General features: G+C 72.1%; 15 protein-coding genes. 8 read left to right on the top strand and 7 right to left on the bottom strand.

Going from position 1 to position 19,577, the window contains the following annotated elements; translation table 11 throughout:
* The first annotated feature begins 124 nt into the window (after positions 1-124).
* Positions 125-1,195: a membrane dipeptidase gene (locus OG444_RS15820; RefSeq protein WP_327262784.1), complete on the top strand. Its 1,071-nt coding sequence runs from the start codon at positions 125-127 to the stop codon at positions 1,193-1,195.
* 100 nt (positions 1,196-1,295) lie between these two features.
* Here OG444_RS15820 and OG444_RS15815 read toward each other — a convergent pair whose 3' ends face one another.
* Entirely contained in the window at positions 1,296-2,639 is a 1,344-nt protein-coding gene (locus tag OG444_RS15815; protein ID WP_327262783.1) for a UDP-glucose dehydrogenase family protein, read from the bottom strand.
* A gap of 194 nt (positions 2,640-2,833) precedes the next feature.
* Here OG444_RS15815 and OG444_RS15810 point away from each other — a divergent pair, with 194 nt between their 5' ends.
* The 3 genes from OG444_RS15810 to OG444_RS15800 all read left to right on the top strand — a co-directional run bounded on the left by OG444_RS15810 (position 2,834) and on the right by OG444_RS15800 (position 6,018).
* Entirely contained in the window at positions 2,834-4,006 is a 1,173-nt protein-coding gene (locus tag OG444_RS15810) for an acyl-CoA dehydrogenase family protein (RefSeq protein ID WP_266392091.1), read from the top strand.
* Positions 4,007-4,128: 122 nt separating this feature from the next.
* Positions 4,129-4,773, top strand: coding sequence for a hypothetical protein (locus OG444_RS15805; protein WP_327262782.1), 645 nt, complete (start codon positions 4,129-4,131; stop codon positions 4,771-4,773).
* Positions 4,774-4,935: 162 nt separating this feature from the next.
* Positions 4,936-6,018: an NDP-sugar synthase gene (locus OG444_RS15800; protein ID WP_327262781.1), complete on the top strand. Its 1,083-nt coding sequence runs from the start codon at positions 4,936-4,938 to the stop codon at positions 6,016-6,018.
* 84 nt (positions 6,019-6,102) lie between these two features.
* Here the strand turns inward: OG444_RS15800 and OG444_RS15795 are convergent, their stop codons facing one another.
* Positions 6,103-7,422: an LCP family protein gene (locus OG444_RS15795; protein ID WP_327262780.1), complete on the bottom strand. Its 1,320-nt coding sequence runs from the start codon at positions 7,420-7,422 to the stop codon at positions 6,103-6,105.
* A gap of 106 nt (positions 7,423-7,528) precedes the next feature.
* Between OG444_RS15795 and OG444_RS15790 the strand changes: the two genes are divergently transcribed.
* Positions 7,529-8,065, top strand: coding sequence for an acyl-CoA thioesterase (locus tag OG444_RS15790; protein ID WP_327262779.1), 537 nt, complete (start codon positions 7,529-7,531; stop codon positions 8,063-8,065).
* Between the two features lie 6 nt (positions 8,066-8,071).
* On the opposite strand, the gene OG444_RS15785 is transcribed toward OG444_RS15790, so the two are convergent.
* Positions 8,072-9,586: an LCP family protein gene (locus tag OG444_RS15785; protein ID WP_405789170.1), complete on the bottom strand. Its 1,515-nt coding sequence runs from the start codon at positions 9,584-9,586 to the stop codon at positions 8,072-8,074.
* A 175-nt stretch (positions 9,587-9,761) separates the two neighbouring features.
* Between OG444_RS15785 and OG444_RS15780 the strand changes: the two genes are divergently transcribed.
* Positions 9,762-10,787: a glycosyltransferase family 2 protein gene (locus OG444_RS15780; protein WP_327262777.1), complete on the top strand. Its 1,026-nt coding sequence runs from the start codon at positions 9,762-9,764 to the stop codon at positions 10,785-10,787.
* Between the two features lie 76 nt (positions 10,788-10,863).
* Here the strand turns inward: OG444_RS15780 and OG444_RS15775 are convergent, their stop codons facing one another.
* The 4 genes from OG444_RS15775 to OG444_RS15760 all read right to left on the bottom strand — a co-directional run bounded on the left by OG444_RS15775 (position 10,864) and on the right by OG444_RS15760 (position 16,747).
* Positions 10,864-12,393 (bottom strand): LCP family protein, encoded by a 1,530-nt coding sequence (locus OG444_RS15775; protein WP_327262776.1) that lies wholly within the window; start codon positions 12,391-12,393, stop codon positions 10,864-10,866.
* A gap of 223 nt (positions 12,394-12,616) precedes the next feature.
* A complete protein-coding gene (locus tag OG444_RS15770; RefSeq protein WP_327262775.1) occupies positions 12,617-14,353 on the bottom strand; it encodes an LCP family protein in 1,737 nt (578 codons plus the stop codon).
* Positions 14,354-14,574: 221 nt separating this feature from the next.
* Positions 14,575-15,813, bottom strand: coding sequence for an LCP family protein (locus tag OG444_RS15765; RefSeq protein WP_327262774.1), 1,239 nt, complete (start codon positions 15,811-15,813; stop codon positions 14,575-14,577).
* Between the two features lie 184 nt (positions 15,814-15,997).
* Positions 15,998-16,747, bottom strand: a complete 750-nt coding sequence (locus OG444_RS15760) for a TIGR03089 family protein (protein WP_327262773.1) — start codon at positions 16,745-16,747, stop codon at positions 15,998-16,000.
* A 139-nt stretch (positions 16,748-16,886) separates the two neighbouring features.
* Between OG444_RS15760 and OG444_RS15755 the strand changes: the two genes are divergently transcribed.
* Complete coding sequence (locus OG444_RS15755) at positions 16,887-18,275, top strand: peptidoglycan recognition protein family protein (protein WP_327262772.1); 1,389 nt, start codon at positions 16,887-16,889, stop codon at positions 18,273-18,275.
* 159 nt (positions 18,276-18,434) lie between these two features.
* Positions 18,435-19,448 carry a DNA-3-methyladenine glycosylase family protein gene (locus tag OG444_RS15750; RefSeq protein ID WP_327262771.1) on the top strand — a complete coding sequence of 338 codons (1,014 nt, stop codon included), beginning with the start codon at positions 18,435-18,437 and terminating at the stop codon, positions 19,446-19,448.
* Positions 19,449-19,577 lie beyond the last annotated feature (129 nt).

Here is a 19,577-nt window from a genome sequence, read left to right as displayed (position 1 = left end):
GATGCGGTGACAGGGTGTGACCTGCGGTCTCACTCGAACGCTGCGTCCGCCGGGCGTCCCGGGCCTCCCCCGTGTCACGGTGGCAGCACCTCTCCCTGCTGCCGCCGAGACCGGAGCGAACGCCATGGCCGACCTGCAGGATGAACCCCACTCCGTGGGCATCGGAGCCGAAGACCTCCCCGTACCCGCGGTGGCGGTGGCGGCGGGCGCCCTCGACCGGGCCGCCGCGCTGCTGGCCGTCCATCCCGTGGCCGACGGGTGCAACACCCTCGTCTGGACCCTGCACCAGAGCCCGTACCACGACATCGACACCCCCGACACGGGTGTGGACACCGACATCCCGCGGCTGCGCGCCGGGGGAGTGGGGGCCCAGTTCTGGTCCCTGCTCGTGCCGCCGGGCGGCCGGGCACGCGAGGACGCCGCCGGTGAACAGGTGCTCTCCGACACGCTGGACCAGATCGACACGGCGCTGACCCTGATGCGCCGCTACCCCGACGGCCTGTGCCTGGCGCTCAGCGCCGCCGACATGGCCGACGCCCGCAACCGGGGCCGGATCGCCTCGTTCCTGGGCCCCGTGCCCGGCCGCACGCTGACCGACTCCCTGGGGGCGCTGCGCGCCTTCCACGCGCTGGGCGTACGGACCCTCGCGCCCGCCGGGGCGCCCTGGGCCCTGGAGGAGCTGACGGCCTTCGGCCACGAGGTGGTCCGAGAGGCGAACCGGCTGGCGATCCTGCTGGACCTCACGGGCTGCCCGCCGGCGGTCGCCCGCCAGGTCGCGGGGGCCTCCAAGGCCCCGGTGATCATCTCGAACACGGCGGCGGCCTCGCTGAACCCGCATCCGGGCAACGCGACCGACGAGGTCCTGGCCGAGCTGCGGGAGGCGAACGGCCTCGCGATGGTCACCTTCGACACGGCGCGCACCGGGGACTCCCTGCACGCGGTGGCGGACCACCTGGACCACGTACGGGCGATCGCGGGCCCGCACGGCGTCGGACTCGGCGCCGCCTTCGGCACCGGACCGGGCCACCCCCGCCCGACGGGCCTGACCGACCCTTCGGGCTACCCGCGGCTGATCGCGGAGCTGCTGGAGCGTGGCTGGCCGGAGTCCGAGGTGGCCCTGCTGACCTGGGGCAACGCCCAGCGTGTGGTGCGCGACGCGGAATTCACCGCCCGCGCCGCCGGCCACCGCCGCTAGCCGGCCCCGCCGGCGAATGAGGCGCGGGGGTCCGGGGGCAGCGCCCCCGCAACGGCGCCGCACCGGCACCAGGGATCCGCACCCCCGCCCGGCCCGAGGGCTACGCCCGCGGGCGGCCCATCGCCCGGTAGGTCCAGCCCGCCGCACGCCACCGCTCGGGGTCCAGCGCGTTGCGGCCGTCCAGCACGAGCCGGTCGGTGACCACACCGGCGAGCTCCGCCGGGTCGAGGTCGCGGAACTCGCGCCACTCGGTGAGGTGGAGGACGACCTCCGCGCCCCGGGCCGCCGCCAGCGCGGAGTCCGCGTAGCCGAGGGTCGGGAAGACGCGGCGGGCGTTGTCCATGCCCTTGGGGTCGTAGACGGTGACCTGACCGCCCTGGAGGTGGATCTGCCCGGCCACGTTCAGCGCGGGGGAGTCGCGGACGTCGTCCGAGTCCGGCTTGAAGGTGGCCCCGAGCACGGCGACCCGCTTGCCGAGGAACGAACCGCCCACGGCCTCCCGGGCCAGCTCGACCATGTGCCCGCGGCGCCGCATGTTGATGGAGTCGACCTCGCGCAGGAAGGTGAGCGCCTGGTCGGCGCCCAGCTCACCGGCGCGCGCCATGAAGGCCCGGATGTCCTTGGGCAGGCAGCCGCCGCCGAAGCCGATCCCGGCGCGCAGGAACTTCGCGCCGATCCGCTCGTCGTAGCCGATGGCCTCGGCCAGCTTGACCACGTCACCGCCGGCGGCCTCGCACACCTCCGCCATGGCGTTGATGAAGGAGATCTTGGTGGCGAGGAAGGAGTTCGCGGCGGTCTTGACCAGCTCGGCCGTCGGGAAGTCGGTGACCACCAGCGGGGTGCCCTCGGACATCGGCGTCTCGTACACCTCGCGCAGCAGCTTCTCGCCGCGCTCGCCCTGGACGCCGATCACGATCCGGTCGGGGTGCAGGGTGTCCTGCACGGCGAAGCCCTCGCGCAGGAACTCAGGGTTCCAGGCCAGCTCCACGTCTGTGCCCGCCGGGGACAGCTCCGTGAGCTTCTCCGCCAGCCGCTGCGCCGAACCCACCGGCACCGTGGACTTGCCGACGACCAGCACCGGCCGGGTCAGGTGCGGGGCCAGGGAGGCCATCGCGGAGTCGACGTAGGACATGTCGCAGGCGTACTCGCCGTGCTTCTGCGGAGTGTTCACGCAGACGAAGTGGACGTCGCCGAAGGCGCCGACCTCCTCCCAGGAGGTGGTGAACCGCAGCCGTCCGGTCGAGCCCGGCAGCCCGGCCACGTGCTGGGCCAGCAGTTCCTCCAGCCCGGGCTCGTACATGGGGACGCGGCCGGAGGCCAGCATCTCGATCTTCTCCGGCACCACGTCCAGACCGAGCACCTCGAAGCCCAGCTCCGCCATCGCCGCGGCGTGGGTCGCGCCGAGGTAGCCGGTGCCGATCACAGTGATCCTGAGGGGGGCCATGGGTGCTCCAGAGGTGCGGGGCCGTTTGCGGCCACTGAGCATAGTCGGGCCCACCAGCGGGGACGTTCCCCAGGAGTGCCCCGCTGTCACGCAACTCACGTGGGCCGTCCATATCGCCATCCGTGACCGGACCACTAAGCTTGGGTTACTTAACGGTAGTTAGCATCACGCATCACCCTGGGGAGTGAGAGATCTTGGCGGGTTCTGCCGACTTCGACCTGTACCGCCCGGCCGAGGAGCACGACATGCTCCGCGAGTCGGTCCGCTCGCTCGCCGAGGCGAAGATCCTGCCGTTCGCGGCCGCGGTCGACGAGGAGTCCCGCTTCCCGCAGGAGGCCCTGGACGCCCTGGTCTCCAGCGACCTGCACGCCGTGCACGTGCCCGAGACCTACGGCGGTGCGGGCGCCGACGCCCTCGCCACCGTGATCGTGATCGAAGAGGTGGCCCGCGTCTGCGCCTCCTCCTCCCTCATCCCGGCCGTGAACAAGCTCGGCTCCCTCCCGGTGATCCTCTCCGGTTCCGAGGAGCTCAAGGCCAAGTACCTGGGCCCCCTGGCCAAGGGCGACGCGATGTTCTCGTACGCGCTCTCCGAGCCGGACGCGGGCTCCGACGCCGCAGGCATGAAGACCCGCGCCGTGCGCGACGGGGACTTCTGGGTGCTCAACGGCGTCAAGCGCTGGATCACCAACGCAGGCGTCTCCGAGTACTACACGGTGATGGCAGTCACCGACCCCGAGAAGCGTTCCAAGGGCATCAGCGCCTTCGTCGTCGAGAAGTCCGACGAGGGCGTCTCCTTCGGCGCCCCGGAGAAGAAGCTCGGCATCAAGGGCTCCCCGACGCGCGAGGTCTACCTCGACAACGTCCGGATCCCCGCCGACCGCATGATCGGCGCCGAGGGCACCGGTTTCGCCACCGCGATGAAGACCCTGGACCACACCCGCATCACCATCGCGGCCCAGGCGCTCGGCATCGCCCAGGGCGCCCTGGACTACGCCAAGGGCTACGTCCAGGAGCGCAAGCAGTTCGGCAAGCCGATCGGCGACTTCCAGGGCGTGCAGTTCATGCTCGCGGACATGGCCATGAAGATCGAGGCCGCCCGCCAGCTGACCTACTCGGCCGCCGCCCGCTCCGAGCGCGTCTCCGCCGGCGGGGCCCACGAGGACCTCACGTTCTTCGGCGCCGCGGCCAAGTGCTTCGCCTCCGACGTGGCCATGGAGGTCACCACGGACGCCGTCCAGCTCCTCGGCGGTTACGGCTACACCCGTGACTACCCGGTGGAGCGCATGATGCGCGACGCCAAGATCACCCAGATCTACGAGGGCACCAACCAGGTCCAGCGGATCGTCATGGCCCGCAACCTGCCGTAACGCCGACCTGACCTGCAGTGACGTGAACTCCCCCGGCAGCCCGCCGGGGGAGTTCGCGCAGGGGCGGAGGGCTAGGCTGTGCGGCTGTCAGCCGTAGGCGCGCAGGTGGGGCGGTAACAAGCATGTTCACGGAACGCCAGATATCGGCGCTGCTCGGGCAGATCGCCCGCCAGGACGTCGTCGAGATCGGCCCGGAGCCGACGGTCAACCGGGTGACCGCCCTGGCCCACATCGCGGAGCAGTACGGCTACGCGTACGACCGGGCGCACCGGACGGGGCACAACAACTCGCTCGTCCTGGTGCGGATGTACCGGGATCCGAGCCCCGGGGCGCGCGCCCGTGAAGCGGCGACGATCGCCGCCCACCCGCAGGCGGGCAACGGCGGGACCGTGCCGGGAATGCGGCCGGGGACGCTCAAGCCGCTCCCCGAGGTGCAGGAATCCGTGGCACTGATGAAGGACCGGATCACGCTCGACGTCATGGCCCAGGCCGCGGACAAGCGGCAGAAGACGATCGCCTGGGGATCCTGCGGAGCCCTGGTCCTCGTCCTGCTCCTCGTCGGCATGCCGGTCGGCGCGCTCGCCGGCGGCGCGGCCCTCGCCGCGTTCCTGGGGGGCGCCTTCAAGCTGGGCGCGGTCCGCCGGCAGCGTATCGCCCAGCGGCTGACCGACGCCGGGTTCGTCCCGGTCCGGGACGCGGCCGGCAGGCAGCGCTTCCTGCAGCCCGGACAGCAACTGCCCGGCCACGCCAATCCGTTCACCGCCTGACGGTCGAACGGGCCATTCGGCACCGGTCATTTCATGACACACCGGGTGTCGCGCCCCCCGGGGAGCGCACCCGGTCACCCCCATCCGGCTCCGGCCTTGGGACGCCCCCGGATGGGCTAAATTTGGACCTTCGTACGCCGGAATTCGGTTGGGGAGAACGCAATGACGGAAGCGATCCTGCTGGTCGGCGGACAAGGGACGCGCCTGCGCCCCGTGACGGTGAACACGCCCAAGCCGATGGTCCCCACGGCCGGTGTCCCGTTCCTCGCCCACCAGATAGCCAGGGCCGCCGCCGCCGGTGTCACCCACATCGTGATGGCCACCTGCTACCTCGCCGAGGTCTTCGAGCCGTACTTCGGTGACGGATCCGACTTCGGCCTCAGCCTCGAGTACGTGGTCGAGGACGAGCCCCTCGGGACCGGCGGCGCCATCCGCAACGCCGGAGCGCGCCTGACCGGCGGCCCGGACTCCGCCGTCCTCGTCTTCAACGGCGACATCCTCACCGGCCTGGACATCGCCGGTCTCGTCGAGTCCCACGAGGCGGCCGACGCCGACGTTTCCCTGCACCTGGTCCGGGTCGAGGACCCGCGCGCCTTCGGTCTGGTCCCCACCGACTCCCAGGGGCGGGTGCTGGCCTTCACCGAGAAGCCGCAGACCCCCGAAGAGATCATCACCGACCAGATCAACGCCGGCTGCTACGTCTTCCGCCGCAGCGTGATCGACTCCATCCCGGCCGGCCGCCCCGTCTCCGTCGAGCGCGAGACCTTCCCCGGCCTGCTCGCCTCCGGGGCCAGGCTGCACGGCGTCACCGAGAACACCTACTGGATGGACCTCGGCAAGCCCGAGTCGATCATCCAGGCCTCCGCCGACCTCGTACGCGGCGTGGTCTCCTCCCCGGCCCTCCCCGGACGCCGCGGCGAGGCCCTGGTCCTGCCGGGCGCCCAGGTGGCGGCCGGGGCCAAGCTCTCCGGGGGCACCGTCGTCGGCGCCCGAGCCCGCATCGAGGCCGGAGCGGTCGTGCAGGGCTCGATCGTCCTCGACGACGCCGTCATCGGCCCGGACGCCCAGGTGAACGCCAGCCTGATCGGCGCCGGCGCCTCCATCGGCGCGCGGACCGTCCTGGAGGGCACCGTCGTCGGCGACGGCGCCGCCGTGGGAGCCGACAACGAACTGCGCACCGGCGCCCGCGTGTGGTGCGAGGCGCAGCTGCCCGCCGCCGCCATCCGGTTCTCCCCGGACGCCTGATCCGGGAAGCGGGGAGCGCGCAGGACGGGGCGGACCGACGGGACGGCGGCCCGCCGGGCCGCCGTCATCACCGCCCCGCCGCCGTCAGTTGCCGCGGACGGTGACCTTCTCGTCGTTCTGGATCTGCTTCACCAGCTGCTGCACCTTCGCCTTGTCCCAGACGAGGTTGCCGCCGCGCTGGCCGGAGATCGGCATGTTCATCGACACCCCGTCACCGCCGTTGACCCCCTTCATCGCGAAGAACATCTGGCCCATGTCGTACAGGCCCATGTCCTTGTCCACGATGAGCGTGTCCAGGCCCGCGCCCAGCATCGGGTAGAGCGCGAACGGGTTGAGGATCGTCGAAGGCGTCGCGGCCTGACTGGCCAGCGCCGACAGGAACTTCTGCTGGTTCTTCGTCCGCTGCAGGTCGGACTCGGCGAAGGCGTACCGGGTCCGTACGAAGGCCAGCGACTGCTCGCCGTTGAGGGTCTGCTTGCCGGCCTTGAAGTCGGCGCCCGACTTCTCGTCCTTGAAGCCCTCCTCGATGTTCAGCTCCACACCGCCCAGCGCGTCCACGATGTTCGCGAAGCCGGCGAAGCCGATCTCCGCGTAGTGGTCGATGCGCAGGCCCGTGTTGTGCTCCACCGTCCGCACCAGCAGCTCGGGGCCGTCCTCCGCGTATGCCGCGTTGAGCTTGACCCGGCGCCCCTGCGCGGGGAAGGTCTTGCCGGACTGAGAGCCCACGAAGGAGGGGATCTCCACGTCCGAGTCGCGGGGCAGCGAGATCATGGTGTTCCCGCTGGAGCACTTCGCCAGGATCATCATCGAGTCGGTCCGCTTGCCCTCGGCCGAACCCGTGTGCAGCTTCTTCTTCTCCTCGGCGGACATGCCCTCGCGGCTGTCGGAGCCCACGATCAGGTACGTCGTGCAGTCGCCCTCCTTCGGGCGCTCGATGACCTTGGAGAGGTCCACCTCGCGGCGCACCTTGGAGTCGGCCCAGAAGTAGGTGGAGACCGAGGTCACCAGCAGCGCCGAGACCAGCACGATCGAGCCGACCTTGATCCGCCTGCGCCAGTCCGGGGCGGGACCGGGCGCCCGCCCGGGGCGGCCGGGTCCGGACGGCCCGCCGGGCCCTCCCGGCCCGCCGGGAGGGCCGCCCGCGGGGTTCCCGTAGACCTGGCCGGTGTTGTAGCCGCTGTCGTAACCGCCGTACGTGTCGTGGCTGCCCCCCTGCTGCGGGGGTACGCCGCGGGTGGGCGGCGGGCCCGCCGGCCGCTGCGGGCGCGGGGGCTGCGGGGGCCGCGCCGGCTGCTGCGGCTGCGGCTGCCGCTGGATGTGCCGCATCCGCTGCACACCGTCGGGCTGCGGCTGCGCGCTGCCGCGTCCGTACGCGTCGTCACGACCTTCTGGCCAGTCATTCATGCGCCCTAGGATGCCTGGCCACCGGCGTCGTCCGACAGCCCGGTCCGCATTCCGTTCCGCTGCTGTTGCAGAGCTGATGCCTCCAGGGGCCAACTAAGGTGTCCGTATGACACAGATACCGGGCGAGCTGCCCGGGAAGCCGACGGCAGCCTCCCGGACGACCCTGAGCCACATCATGACCGCCAACGACACCAACCTCCTCGGTACGGTGCACGGTGGCGTGATCATGAAGCTGGTGGACGACGCGGCGGGCGCCGTGGCCGGCCGCCACTCGGGCGGCCCGGCGGTCACCGCCTCCATGGACGAAATGGCCTTCCTCGCGCCCGTGCGCGTGGGCGACCTCGTCCACGTGAAGGCCCAGTGCAACTGGACCGGCCGCTCCTCCATGGAGATCGGCGTACGCGTCCTCGCGGAGCGGTGGAACGAGTCCACCCCCGCCACCCAGGTCGGCAGCGCCTACCTCGTCTTCGCGGCGGTGGACGCCGAGGGCAAGCCCCGCCAGGTCCCGCCGGTCCTCCCGGAGACGGAGCGCGACGAGCGGCGCTACCAGGAGGCGCAGATCCGCCGCACCCACCGGCTCGCCCGCCGCCAGGCGATCATGGCGCTGCGCGAGGAGCGTGCGGCCCAGGGCTTCGACGACTGACGTCGCTCAGGGGGCCTCCGCGGCCCCTCGGTTCCCGCAGACCACCTGGTCGCCGGTGACCACCCCGAAGGCGCCCTGGTAGGGGTCCTCCGCGCGCACCGGCACCACCTTGCGGTAGTCGGCGCCCGCGATCACCACCACCGTCCGGCCCTGGCCGGCGACCGCCCGCAGCTCGCTGCCCGGCAGCGCCGTCGCCACCGAACGCGCGGAGCGGTCCCAGCGCGGGTCGTACGTGACCACCGTGCGCCTGACCTCACGGCTGGCGCCGTTGCCCGGGGCCCGTGTGGTGTCGAAGCCGGTGGCGCGCAGGGCGGCGTCGACCCGCCCGCCCAGCCCGTCGATCCGGGTGCCGTTCTCCACCTGGACCCGGACCTGGCGCGGGGGCACGTCCACCGGCACCGCCGCGGGCGGGCCGCCACCGGTGCGCCCGGGCCGGGCCGGGGCCAGCGGCCGGTCCTCGCGCAGCGCCTCGAACAGCTTGGCCGCCTTCGGCTCGTCCCACTTCACGGTGGATCCGATGCCCTTGACGGGGAAGGAGGGGCTGCCGATGGGCACCGAGGCGAATTCCGAGGAGGACGGGGTGAAGTCGCGCATCGCCTGTCCGAGGGCCAGCATCTGCTCCGAGCCGAAGTCCTTGTCGGCCCGGACCGAGCCGAGGAGGGTGGCGCTGACCTCCTTGAACTTCACCGGGTTCAGCAGTACGCCACCCCCGGTCGCCTGCTTGATCAGGGCGGCGATGAACCGCTGCTGACGCTGCATCCGGCCGAGGTCGGAGGCCCCGTCGACATGGCGCGAGCGCACGTACTGCAGGGCCTGTCCGCCGCTGAGGCGGTGGCTGCCGGGCAGCAGGTCGAGGCCGGTGTTGCGGTCGCGCATGGTCTTGGCCGTGCAGATCTCCACGCCGCCCATCGCATCGACCGTCTTCATGAAGCTGGTGAAGTCGACCTCCAGGTAGTGGTCGATCTTCACCCGGGTCATGTTCTCCACGGTCCGCACGGTCAGGTTGGGCCCGCCCTCGGCGTACGCCGCGTTCAGCCGTACGGGATGGGCCTTGTGCGTCTTCCCGGAGACCAGGTCCCGGTGGGCGGGCACCTCGGCGTAGGAGTCGCGGGGCAGGCTGATCACGCTGGCCCGCTCCTTGTCCGCCGACAGGTGCACGAGCATGATCGTGTCCGTGCAGTGGCAGGGCGCTCCGCCCAGGCGGTACTCGCGCTTCTCCTCCGGGGAGATCTTCTCCCGTCCGTCGGTGCCCACCAGCAGGAAATTGAGGCCGTGTCCGGCCTGAGGGCGGTTCTTCATGTCCTTGAACGGGTCCACCCGCTCGATCCCGGTGTCCAGTCCGGTCATCACGGCGTGTCCGACGGCCCCGGAGCCGAGCACCGCCAACGACAGGCCGGCCGCGATCCGTACCCCCCACCGGGGTCGTCCGTCCCGGTGCCGGGCGCGGCCGCCCGCGCCGCGCCGGGCGCGCTGCGGCCGGGGCGGCCCGGCGGGACGGGCGGGACGGTGCGGCTGGGGCACGGTGGACACCTCCGCGGGGGCAGCAGGGAGACCAGTCGGGGCACTGGCCGGCTTCAGCTGATGCAACAGACAGTAGGCCCATACGATCAGCCGCTGTCCGTACCGGTCGCTCGGCGCGCACCCGGTTCCCCCGTACGCGGTAACGTGACACCGATACCCGACCTTGAAGGACGACATGCCCGCCCAGCAGCCCGCAGTCTCGGTGATCATGCCGGTGCTCAATGAGGAGCACTACCTCCGCGATTCCGTCCGCCACATCCTCGAACAGGAGTACGCGGGCGAGATGGAGGTGGTGATCGCGCTCGGGCCGTCCACGGACCGCACCGACGAGATCGCCGCAGAACTCGTCGCCGAGGATCCCCGAGTCCACACCGTCCCGAATCCCACGGGCCGGACCCCGGCGGCGCTCAACGCCGCCATCAAGGCCTCGCGCCACCCGATCGTGGTGCGCGTCGACGGCCACGGCATGCTCTCCCCGAACTACATCGCCACCGCGGTCCGCCTCCTGGAGGAGACGGGCGCGCAGAACGTCGGCGGCATCATGCACGCCGAGGGCGAGAACGCCTGGGAAGAGGCCGTCGCCGCCGCGATGACCTCGAGGATCGGCGTCGGCAACGCGCCCTTCCACACCGGCGGCCAGGCCGGCCCGGCCGAGACCGTCTACCTCGGTGTCTTCCGCCGCGAGGCCCTGGAACAGCAGGGCGGCTACAACGAGGAGTTCATCCGGGCCCAGGACTGGGAGCTGAACTTCCGCATCCGCGAGGCCGGCGGCCTGATCTGGTTCTCGCCGGAGCTGATGGTCCAGTACCGTCCGCGCCGCTCCGTACGGGCCCTGGCCAAGCAGTACAAGGACTACGGGCGCTGGCGCCACGTGGTGGCCCGCTACCACTCGGGCTCCATCAACCTGCGCTACCTGGCCCCGCCGACCCTGGTCTGCGCGATCGCCGCCGGCGTGGTCGTGGGCGTGGCGGTCACCCCCCTGGGCTTCGCCGTCCCGGCCGGCTACCTCGCGGCGATCACCGCGGGCTCCGTACCGGCGGGCAAGGGGCTCGGGATCAAGGCCCGGGCGCAGATCCCGGTCGCCCTGGCGACCATGCACCTGAGCTGGGGCTTCGGCTTCCTGACCAGCCCGAAGGCCTTGGCGGACAAGGTCATCGCGAGCCGCCGTCCGGCCGTGCACCGGGACTCCTCGCAGGTCTGAGACATACGGAAGGGGCCCGGCGCGGGCAGGCTGTGTACCGTCACAGCCGCCGCGCCGGGCCCCTTCCGCGCGCGCTCTACCAGGTGAAGCCCGGCTGGATCGCCATGCAGGCACCCTCGTTGTCGCCGTTGAGCGCGTGGGCCGAGGTCGGGGCCACGGTCGGGGCGGGCGGCGGCGGGGTCGGCGCGTTGCCGCTGCGCCAGTCCTTGCCGACGAACAGGGTGATCCCGGGGACCTGATCCGACTTCTGCACCGAAGCGGAGGGCAGGCCCAGCGCGGTGGCCAGGGCCCCCGCGTCGGCCGCCTGCGCGTCCGTGGCGTAGCGGATCACCGTGGTGTCCTCGGCCCCGGTCTGGGTGTCGGCCAAAGCCTTGGTGAAGCCCTTGCCGACCAGCAGCGCGGCCACGTCGCCGGCCCGGTTGCGGACCCTGGTCTCGGTGCCGTCCTTGCCGCTCGTGGCGTTGCGGACGGAGACCGAGATCTTTGCGGGAGCGGCGGCCGGGGCCGTGGTGGGCGCCGTCACCGGGGCGGTCGGGGTCGCGGAGGCGCCCGGCGAGGGAGAGGCGCCGCTCTCCGGGGTCCCGTTGCCCTTGCCGTCGAGCGCGATGTCCTCGCGGACCATCCGGAAGACGGCCTCGGCCTCCGTCGCCATGGGCTCGACCCGGCCGTCCAGGCCGGGCTTGGTGCTGTAGACCCAGGGCATGGTGGTCATGGTGATCCGGCCCGGGGGGACCTTCTTGAGCTCGGTGCTCAGGTCGTACAGCTTGTCGATCTTGTTCAGGCCGGTGTCCACGACCATGGCGTCGATGGCCGCCTGCGCCAGGCTGTTGAGCTTCACCGGGTTGGTGAGCTTGGCGTTCTTGCGGAACTCGCGGGCCATCGACGTCATGTACTGGTGCTGCGCGTGCGTGCGGCCGATGTCGGTGCCGTCCTCGAAGCCGTAGCGGGTGCGCAGCCACTGCAGGGCCGTCTCGCCCTGGATGACGCTCGTGCCCTTCGGCAGCTTCAGGCCGGAGCCCTTGCCGTCACGGGTGCGGGAGTGGACGTTCTCCTCGACGCAGACCGGGACGCCGCCGATGGCGTCCGCCATCGAGACCACGCCCTTGAAGTCGATCATCATGAAGTGATCGATGGGGATCTTGGTCAGCTCCTGCCAGGCGGCGACCGTACAGCCCGGGCCGCCGCGCTGCAGGGACTCGTTGGTCTGTACGAGGCCCTTGCTGGCGGGGTGCACCTTGCCGTTCGGCTCGGTGCACTTGGGCATCATCAGCATCGTGTCGCGCGGCATCGACACCACCGACATGTTGCTGCGGTCCGCGGACAGGTGCAGCAGCATCTGCACGTCCGCGAGCGGCGGGCCGTCGAAGGTGTCCCTGCCGCCGCCGAGGGCCTGGTTCGCCGCGTCGTCGCGCGCGTCCGAGCCGATCAGGAGGATGTTCAGCGGCGTCTGCCCGAAGGCGTTGGGCTTGGAGCCGCCCAGTTTGGTCTCGCCGAGGTTCAGCGCGTCCGTCTGGATGTTGCCGTTCAGGTGGCGGTAGTACAGGTAACCGGCCGCCGCCGTACCGAGTATCAGGAAGGACAGCACAGAGGCCGTCCAGCGCAGCACGCGCCGTCGGCCCCGTCGGTTGGGACGGCTGCCGGCCGTCCTGCGGCCCGTTCTGGAGCCGCCCCGCGGTGGGGGCACCGTGCCGGACTCGCCCGGCTCGCCGTCGGTTATTTCCCCGGCGCCCCGGGCGTTCGCCCCCTCCCCTCGCACGCTGCTCTGCCTCACGCGTCCCCCTCAAGATCCTTCTTGGTCAACAGTGTGCCGGTGTCCCGGCCGGGTCCCGTTACTTGGCGCAGGTCGCCTTGTCGGCCTGCGACCGCTGCACGTCCTCGGGCAGCTGCTGCGGCACCGGGGCCGACAGCGCGGCCCCCGGCTGCGTGAAGTCCGGGCCCAGGGTCAGCTTCATCGGGGTCTTCGCCGACGCATCCGCCGTCCCCATCTTCAGTGCGGTGGCCGGCAGACCCATGATGTCCGCCAGCGCCCGGGCCTGGTCGGCCTGGTTGGGCGCGTACTCCAGCTGCGTGGCGCCGACCTTCGCGGGCGCGTTGCCGCCCTGGCCCGCCTTGGACACGCCCTTGCTGCCCTGCAGCCAGTTCAGCGTGGTGGAGGCGGCGCCCTGGGGCCCGCCGCCGTTGTAGACGGTCACCCGTACGTCGCCCGCGGCCGCGCGGTTGCCCTGGAGCAGCGCGTCCTGCTTGGCCTTCGCGTCCGCGTCGGCCGCCTCCTTGGCGGCCTGCTCCTTCTTCTCGACCTCCGTGAGCGAGACGTCCCCCCGGATCATCTGCAACAGCGGATCGGCCAGGCCCTTGTTGACGACGACGGTCGCCTTCTTGCCCACCGGTTCGGCCGGGTTGTCGTCCACCGGCAGGGTGGTGAAGGTGATGTTCTTCATGTCGATGTTCTTCAACTCACCGGCAAGATCGGTGAGTTTGCCGATGGACCCGATCCCCGAGTCCACGCTCAGCGACTTGGTGGCGGCCTCGGCGAGGGAGAGGAACTTCTTGGGGCTGGTCAGCGTCTCCTTCGACTTCATCTCACGCATCATCGAGCCCAGGAACTGCTGCTGGATCCGGATCCGGTCGAGGTCGCTGTTATTGCCGAAGCCGTGCCGGGTGCGGACGAAGGCGAGGGCCTGTTCGCCCGACAGACGGTGTTCGCCGGCGTCCAGTTTGAGCTGCGAACCGCCCTCGTCGTTCACGGCCTTGTCCAGGCACACCGGTACTCCGCCGACCGCCGTGCTCAGCGTCTTGACGGCGTTGAAGTCGGCCATCATGAAGTGGTCGACCTCGACGCCGGTGAGCTCCTTGACGGTGCGCATGGTGCAGCCCGCGTCGCGGCCCTCCTGACCCAGGCTGGTGTTGAAGCGCGTGCCCTTGGAGGGCGCGATCGTCTTCGTCGAGCCGTCCGGCTGCTTCGTCGGGCAGGCCGGGATGTTGGTGATCAGGTCACGCGGGATGGACAGCGCGGTCGCGTTCGTCCGGTCCTTCGAGACGTGGAACAGGATCGTGGTGTCGGCGTGGCCGACGCTGTCCTTGTCCCCGTAGGCCTCGTTGCCGGCGCCGGTGCGCTTGTCGGTACCGATGACCAGGATGTTGATGGCCTGGTCCTTCTTGAAGCCGCCGGTGCCCGCGCCCGCCACGTCGGTGACGTTGAGGTTGCCGTTCAGGTGGTCGTAGTAGAGGTACGCCGCCACGGAGCCGCCCACCAGCAGGAACGCCAGGGTTCCGCCGGTGATGATCAGCGCCTTCTTGCGACGTCCTCCGCCGCCCCCGCCCTTGCGGGAGCGGCCGCCGCGCCGGCCACCGGGCGGGGCGTCGCCGCGGCGCGGCTTCGGTACGCCCGGTGAGGGGGCGGTGGGGGCGGAGGGAGCAGACGGCGATCTGCGGGGTGCGGTGACCTTGGGCCGCGCTTGCGCGGCGGAGTCGGCCAGTCGCAGTTCGTAGTTGCCGGTGCGGGGGTTGAGTACCCACTGGTCTGCGGGGTCGATCTCCTCGGCCCGCCCACGGCTTTGCGCATCCACGGTTGCTCGAATCCTCCGTCGGTGCCTCGCGACGCGCCTCCCCCGGGCGCACGGTCAACGATCCGGCTGCTGGTGCCCGCCTCTGGTCCGGCCGGGCACCGGATCGCTCACCCTATCCGCCCTGTTCGGCGGCAAACCATGCTGGTGACAAATTCCACTCCCCTTATAACGGGGCGAAACACCCATCCCACTCGGTTCGGTCACCGGCTTTTGGGATTGCTTTACCGGCAGTCGGCGTTCCCTGCAGTGGTTCCGGTGAAAGTGGGGACGGGAACCGGGGGTGTGATGGTTCCCTCGTCCGTGAGCTCTGCCTCCGCACCGGCGTCCGCGCCGGCTTCCGTGCCCGTCCCGGGGGCCTCGGCCGCGTCCGTGGCCGGGGTGGGCTCCGGCGGGGCGACCGTGACCGGCTTGTCCATCCGCAGCTGCTGGAACAGCTGTTCAGCATCGGGTTCGACCAGCTCGTCCCTGTTCGGGTTCGGTGCATAGGGTTTGCGGGGTACCGTCAGGAACTTAACCTGATCAGTTGGTATGTCCCGCATGCCCCGTACGAGTTCGTACAGGCCGCGCAGCGAGGCCAGCCCCGGGTCCGTGGTCACCGAGGAGGTCGCCGCGTCCAGCAGCGGGTACAGCCGGGCCGGATTGAGCAGCACCCCGTTGCTCTGCACCTTCTTGACGAGCGAACCGAGGAACTGCTGCTGCCGGTCCATCCGTTCGGTGTCACTGCCGTTGCCCAGGCTGTGGCGGGCGCGGACGTAGCCCAGCGCCTGCTCGCCCCGCAGGGTCTGGCGCCCGGCGGCCAGCCGCAGCTTGGCCTCGGAGTCGTTCACCGGCTCCTTGAGGCAGACCTCCACCCCGCCGATGGCGTCGACCATCTTCTTGAACCCGCCGAAGTCGATCACCATGTGGTGGTCGATCCGGATCCCCGTGAGCTTCTCGACGGTACGGATCGTGCAGGCGGCCCCGCCCCACTGGAAGGCCCAGTTGAACTGCGCGAACTGCTCGCCGGTGCGGCTCCCGTCCGTCTTGCGGCAGGTGGGGATGTCCGTCATCAGGTCCCGGGGTATCGACACCGCGGTCGCGCTCCTGCGGTCCTGCGGCAGGTGCAGCAGGATCGTGGTGTCCGAGCGCTGGGTGCCCTTGTCCCGGCCGTACCCGGCGTTGTTCCTGCCGGAGCGGGAGTCGGAGCCGATCAGCAGGATGTTCTGGGACCCGGTGGCCAGGTGCGCCGGGCGTTCCCGCTCGTACCGCCTCAGCTCGGCCGCGGCCGAGGTGTCCTCGGTGATGTTCCCGTCGAGCTTGTTGTAGAGCCACCAGCCGGTGGCCGTGCCCGCCAGGACCAGGAAGGCGGCCCCGAGGCCGGTCCGGCGCAGCAGCCGGCGCCGGCGCCCGCGGCTGCGCTGGGGGCGTCCCGCGCCCCCGGCCGCTTCGGCGTCGTCCGGTATGCCTGCGCTGTCCCTCACTGGCGTCCGTCCCCTCGCCGCTACGACTTGGGCCGTCGGCCGTACGGGTGAGCACGGCCACTGCCGATGCTGCCCCCGGGCTGCCGGAGCAGCCCGGGGGCAGGGGCTTGTCTAGGGCCATGCGGGTGACAAATCGCCCGTACCTGCTCTTCACCAGTGTGGGCGACGGGCTTCCGGACGGCGATCAGACGGTGTGGGTGATGCGCTCGCTCTCGCTGCGCCGCTCCAGCCCGTCCGCCGGGAGCCGGTCCAGGTTCCGGCACAGCACCACGGACCCGCCCGCGGCCAGCGCCGCGTAGAGCCCTGCCGAGAGGCCGTCCCAGGTGTCGTAGCCCCGTCCGGTCAGCACCCGGGAGCCCTCGCCGAGGCCCAGCTTCGCCGCGTCCTCGCGGGCGCGGACCACAAGCTCCGCCTGCGTGAGCTCCTCGCCGCCGACGACCAGCGCCGGGCCCTCGGGATCCACCGGCACGAAGGGCGCGAAGCGGTCGCCCTGCCCCGGCACCTCCACCGCGTAGTCGGCGAACCCGGCCGGCGGCTGCGGGAACCGGCCGCCCAGCGGCCGCAGCGCGAGCGCCACCCGCTCACCGCCGCACGCCAGGGCCTCCTCCAGGGTGTCCGGCCCGCTGACGACGAGATCCGCACCGGCCGGATCGCCGCCGACCTCGGCGACGACCCCGACCGAGGCACAGGCGAGCAGCCAGACCGCGCTCTGCCAGTGCGCCGGCAGCATCAGCGCGAGCCGGTCCCCGGGCTCGGCCCCCAGATCCCCCTGGAGCAGATTGGCGGTCTTGGCCACCCAATTGGCGAAGGTCGCGACGGACAATTCGACGCGCTCGCCGGTGGCGTCGTCGTAGAAGGTGACGAGCGGGCGGCCCGGATCGGCGGCGAGCGCGGATCGCAGCAGGTCGGCAGGGGTGCGGTCAGTGGCGTTCACCCGGCCCAGCGTACGCGGGCCCGTCCCCCGTACGGGGGCCACCGGCTCCTCCGTACGGGGGAGGGGTGCGCCGGGCGGGTCGGACGGAGCGTCAGATCTCGGATGGCGCCGGGCGGTGAGCGTGCTCACCATCCTTTTCATGCGTGGATTCCTTGCTTCTTCGATCGGCGTCGCGACGGCCGCCGTACTGGCCCTGCCCCTCGCGCTCCCCACTCCCGCCCTGGCCGAGACCGCCCCCGTAGCCCCCGCCGGGTCCACCCAATCGCTGCCGCTCGTCCCCCTGGGACCCGCGGCGACGCGCACGCCCGGAGTACCCGGAATGAGCGCCTCCCCGGCCCGCCCGGAGACGCAGGGCCTGACCGCACGCGAGGTCAAGACGTTCTCCCTGGTCGGCGTGGTCTGGGACGACGCCGCCACCGAACTGCACGGCCGGGTCCAGGTACGGACCCGCTCCACCCTGACCGCCACCTGGTCGGACTGGCAGGACGTCGAGACCCACAACGGCGAGCACGCCGCCGACCCCGACGCGGCGGAACGCGGCTCCCGCCGGATCCGCGGCGCCACCGCCCCGCTGTGGGTGGGCGAGTCCGACGGCGTGGAGATCCGCGTCCAGGCGGAACCCGGCGCCCCCACCACACGCGCCCCCTCCCGGCTGCCCACCGGCATGCGGATCGAGCTGGTCGATCCGGGCGAGGAAACCCCCGCCGCGGGCTCCGACGGCAAGAACACCGGCCCCGAGGGCGACGGCAAGGGCGAGGTCGCGGTGCCCGCCATGACGATGGAGATGGCGGAGTCCTCGTCCGCGAACCTCCCGCACGCCTCGCTCGGCGCGAACGAGATCACCGCCCTCGACAAGGCCGACTCCACCGCCGACGCGATCTTCGCGAGCGACGGCGGGCTGACCGCGGCCGCCGCCCCGTTCATCGGCCCGCGCCCGCGGATCGTCACCCGCAAGGGCTGGGGCGCCGACGAGGGCCTGCGCGAGTCGGGCTTCGTCTACACGAGCACGGTCAAGGCGGCCTTCGTCCACCACAGCGCCTCCGGCAACAACTACGCCTGCAAGGACGCCCCCGCGGTCCTGCGCAGCCTGTACCGCTACCACGTGATCAGCAGCGGCTGGCGGGACTTCGGCTACAACTTCGCCGTGGACAAGTGCGGCACGGTCTACGAGGGCCGCGCGGGCGGAGTCTCCAAGGCGGTCCTCGGCGCGCACACCATGGGCTTCAACACCAACAGCATGGGCGTCGCCGTACTGGGCACCTTCACCTCCAGCGCCCCGCCGGCGGTGGCGGTCGACGCGGTCGCCCGCCTCACGGCCTGGAAGCTCGGCCTCTTCGGCCGGGACCCGCGCGCGAAGACGACCCTGACATCGGGCGGAGGGAACCGCTTCCCCAAGGGGAAGCTCGTGTCGATGAACGTCATCTCCGGCCACCGGGACGGCTTCGCCACCCAGTGCCCCGGCACGAAGCTCTACGGCAAGCTGGGCACGACCCGTACGGCCTCGGCCAAGCTCCAGGGCCGGCCGTAGCCTTCGGCGGGGTCGGCGGGGTCGGCGCCGTTGCCGGGGGTGCCGCCCCCGGCTCCCGGCCCCCGCCCCCGGCTCCCCGGACCCCTGCGCCTCGAACGCAGGCGGGGCGGGAACATCCAGGGCTCCGGGGACTCGGCCGGGCAGCGCTACGCTCGGGGCATGGCCGGCCGCTTCGATCCCCTCACCCGCGCCGCCGTCCGCGGCGGCCGGACCGACGTACCCGCCGTCCGCGCCGCCACCGGCGCCGTCCCAGGGGCCGCCACCGGGGCCAAGGAACGCCGCTGGACCCCCGACGGCCCCGTCGACCTCGGGCTGGTCCTCGGCCCGCTGCGCCGCGGCCCCGGCGACCCGACCTTCCGCACCACCCCCGACGGCTCCGTCTGGCGTACCGGCCGCAGCCCCGAGGGCCTCGCCGCCACCCTGCGCGTCGTCGGGACCGGCCACGAGATCACCGCCGAGGCCTGGGGCCCCGGCGCCGGCTGGTTCCTCGAACAGCTGCCGGCGCTCCTCGGCGCGGGCGACGACCCCGCCGCCTTCGTGCCCCGCCACCGTCTGGTGCACGCCAGCCACCGCCGCCGTCCCGGCCTGCGCCTCACCCGCACCGGCCTGGTCCTGGAATCCCTGATCCCCACGGTCCTGGAACAGAAGGTCACCGCCGACGAGGCCTACCGCGCCTGGCGCCGCCTCGTCCGGCAGTACGGCGAGCCCGCGCCGGGCCCCGGCCCCGAGCTGTACGTCCTGCCCGAGGCACGCACCTGGGCCATGATCCCGTCCTGGGACTGGCACAAGGCCGGGGTCGACGCCAAGCGCTCCGCCACCGTCGTGCGGGCGGCCCGGGTGGCGGACCGCCTGGAGGAGGCCGCCGCGATGGACCTGCCCGACGCCGTGCGCCGGCTGGAGGCCGTCCCGGGCATCGGCCCGTGGACCTCCGCCGAGACCCTCCAGCGCAGCAACGGCGACCCCGACGCGGTCACCACCGGCGACCTCCACCTGCCGGGCATCATCGGCTACGCCCTCGCGGGCGACCGCGACGCCGACGACGCCGCCATGCTGGAGCTCCTCGCCCCGTACGCCGGCCAGCGCCACCGCGCGGCCCGCCTCATCCTGCTCGCGGGCCGCACCCCGCCCCGCCGCGCGCCCCGCATGCCGCGCGGCGACATCGGCCGCCTCTAGGCCGTCTCTTTCGGATCTTGTCGGGCCCGCGTTGCCCGGCACCGCACCTCGCTGTGTTGTCGGGGCTCCCGAGTACGTCCAGTACGCGGGGAGCTCCTCCGCCTTGCGATGCACGGCACCGGACAACGC

Source organism: Streptomyces sp. NBC_01232 (assembly GCF_035989885.1).
In the GTDB taxonomy this organism is placed as follows: Bacteria; Actinomycetota; Actinomycetes; order Streptomycetales; family Streptomycetaceae; genus Streptomyces.
The sequence above is the reverse complement of the archived record's forward strand: the minus strand, read 5'-3'. Positions and strand labels throughout refer to the sequence as shown.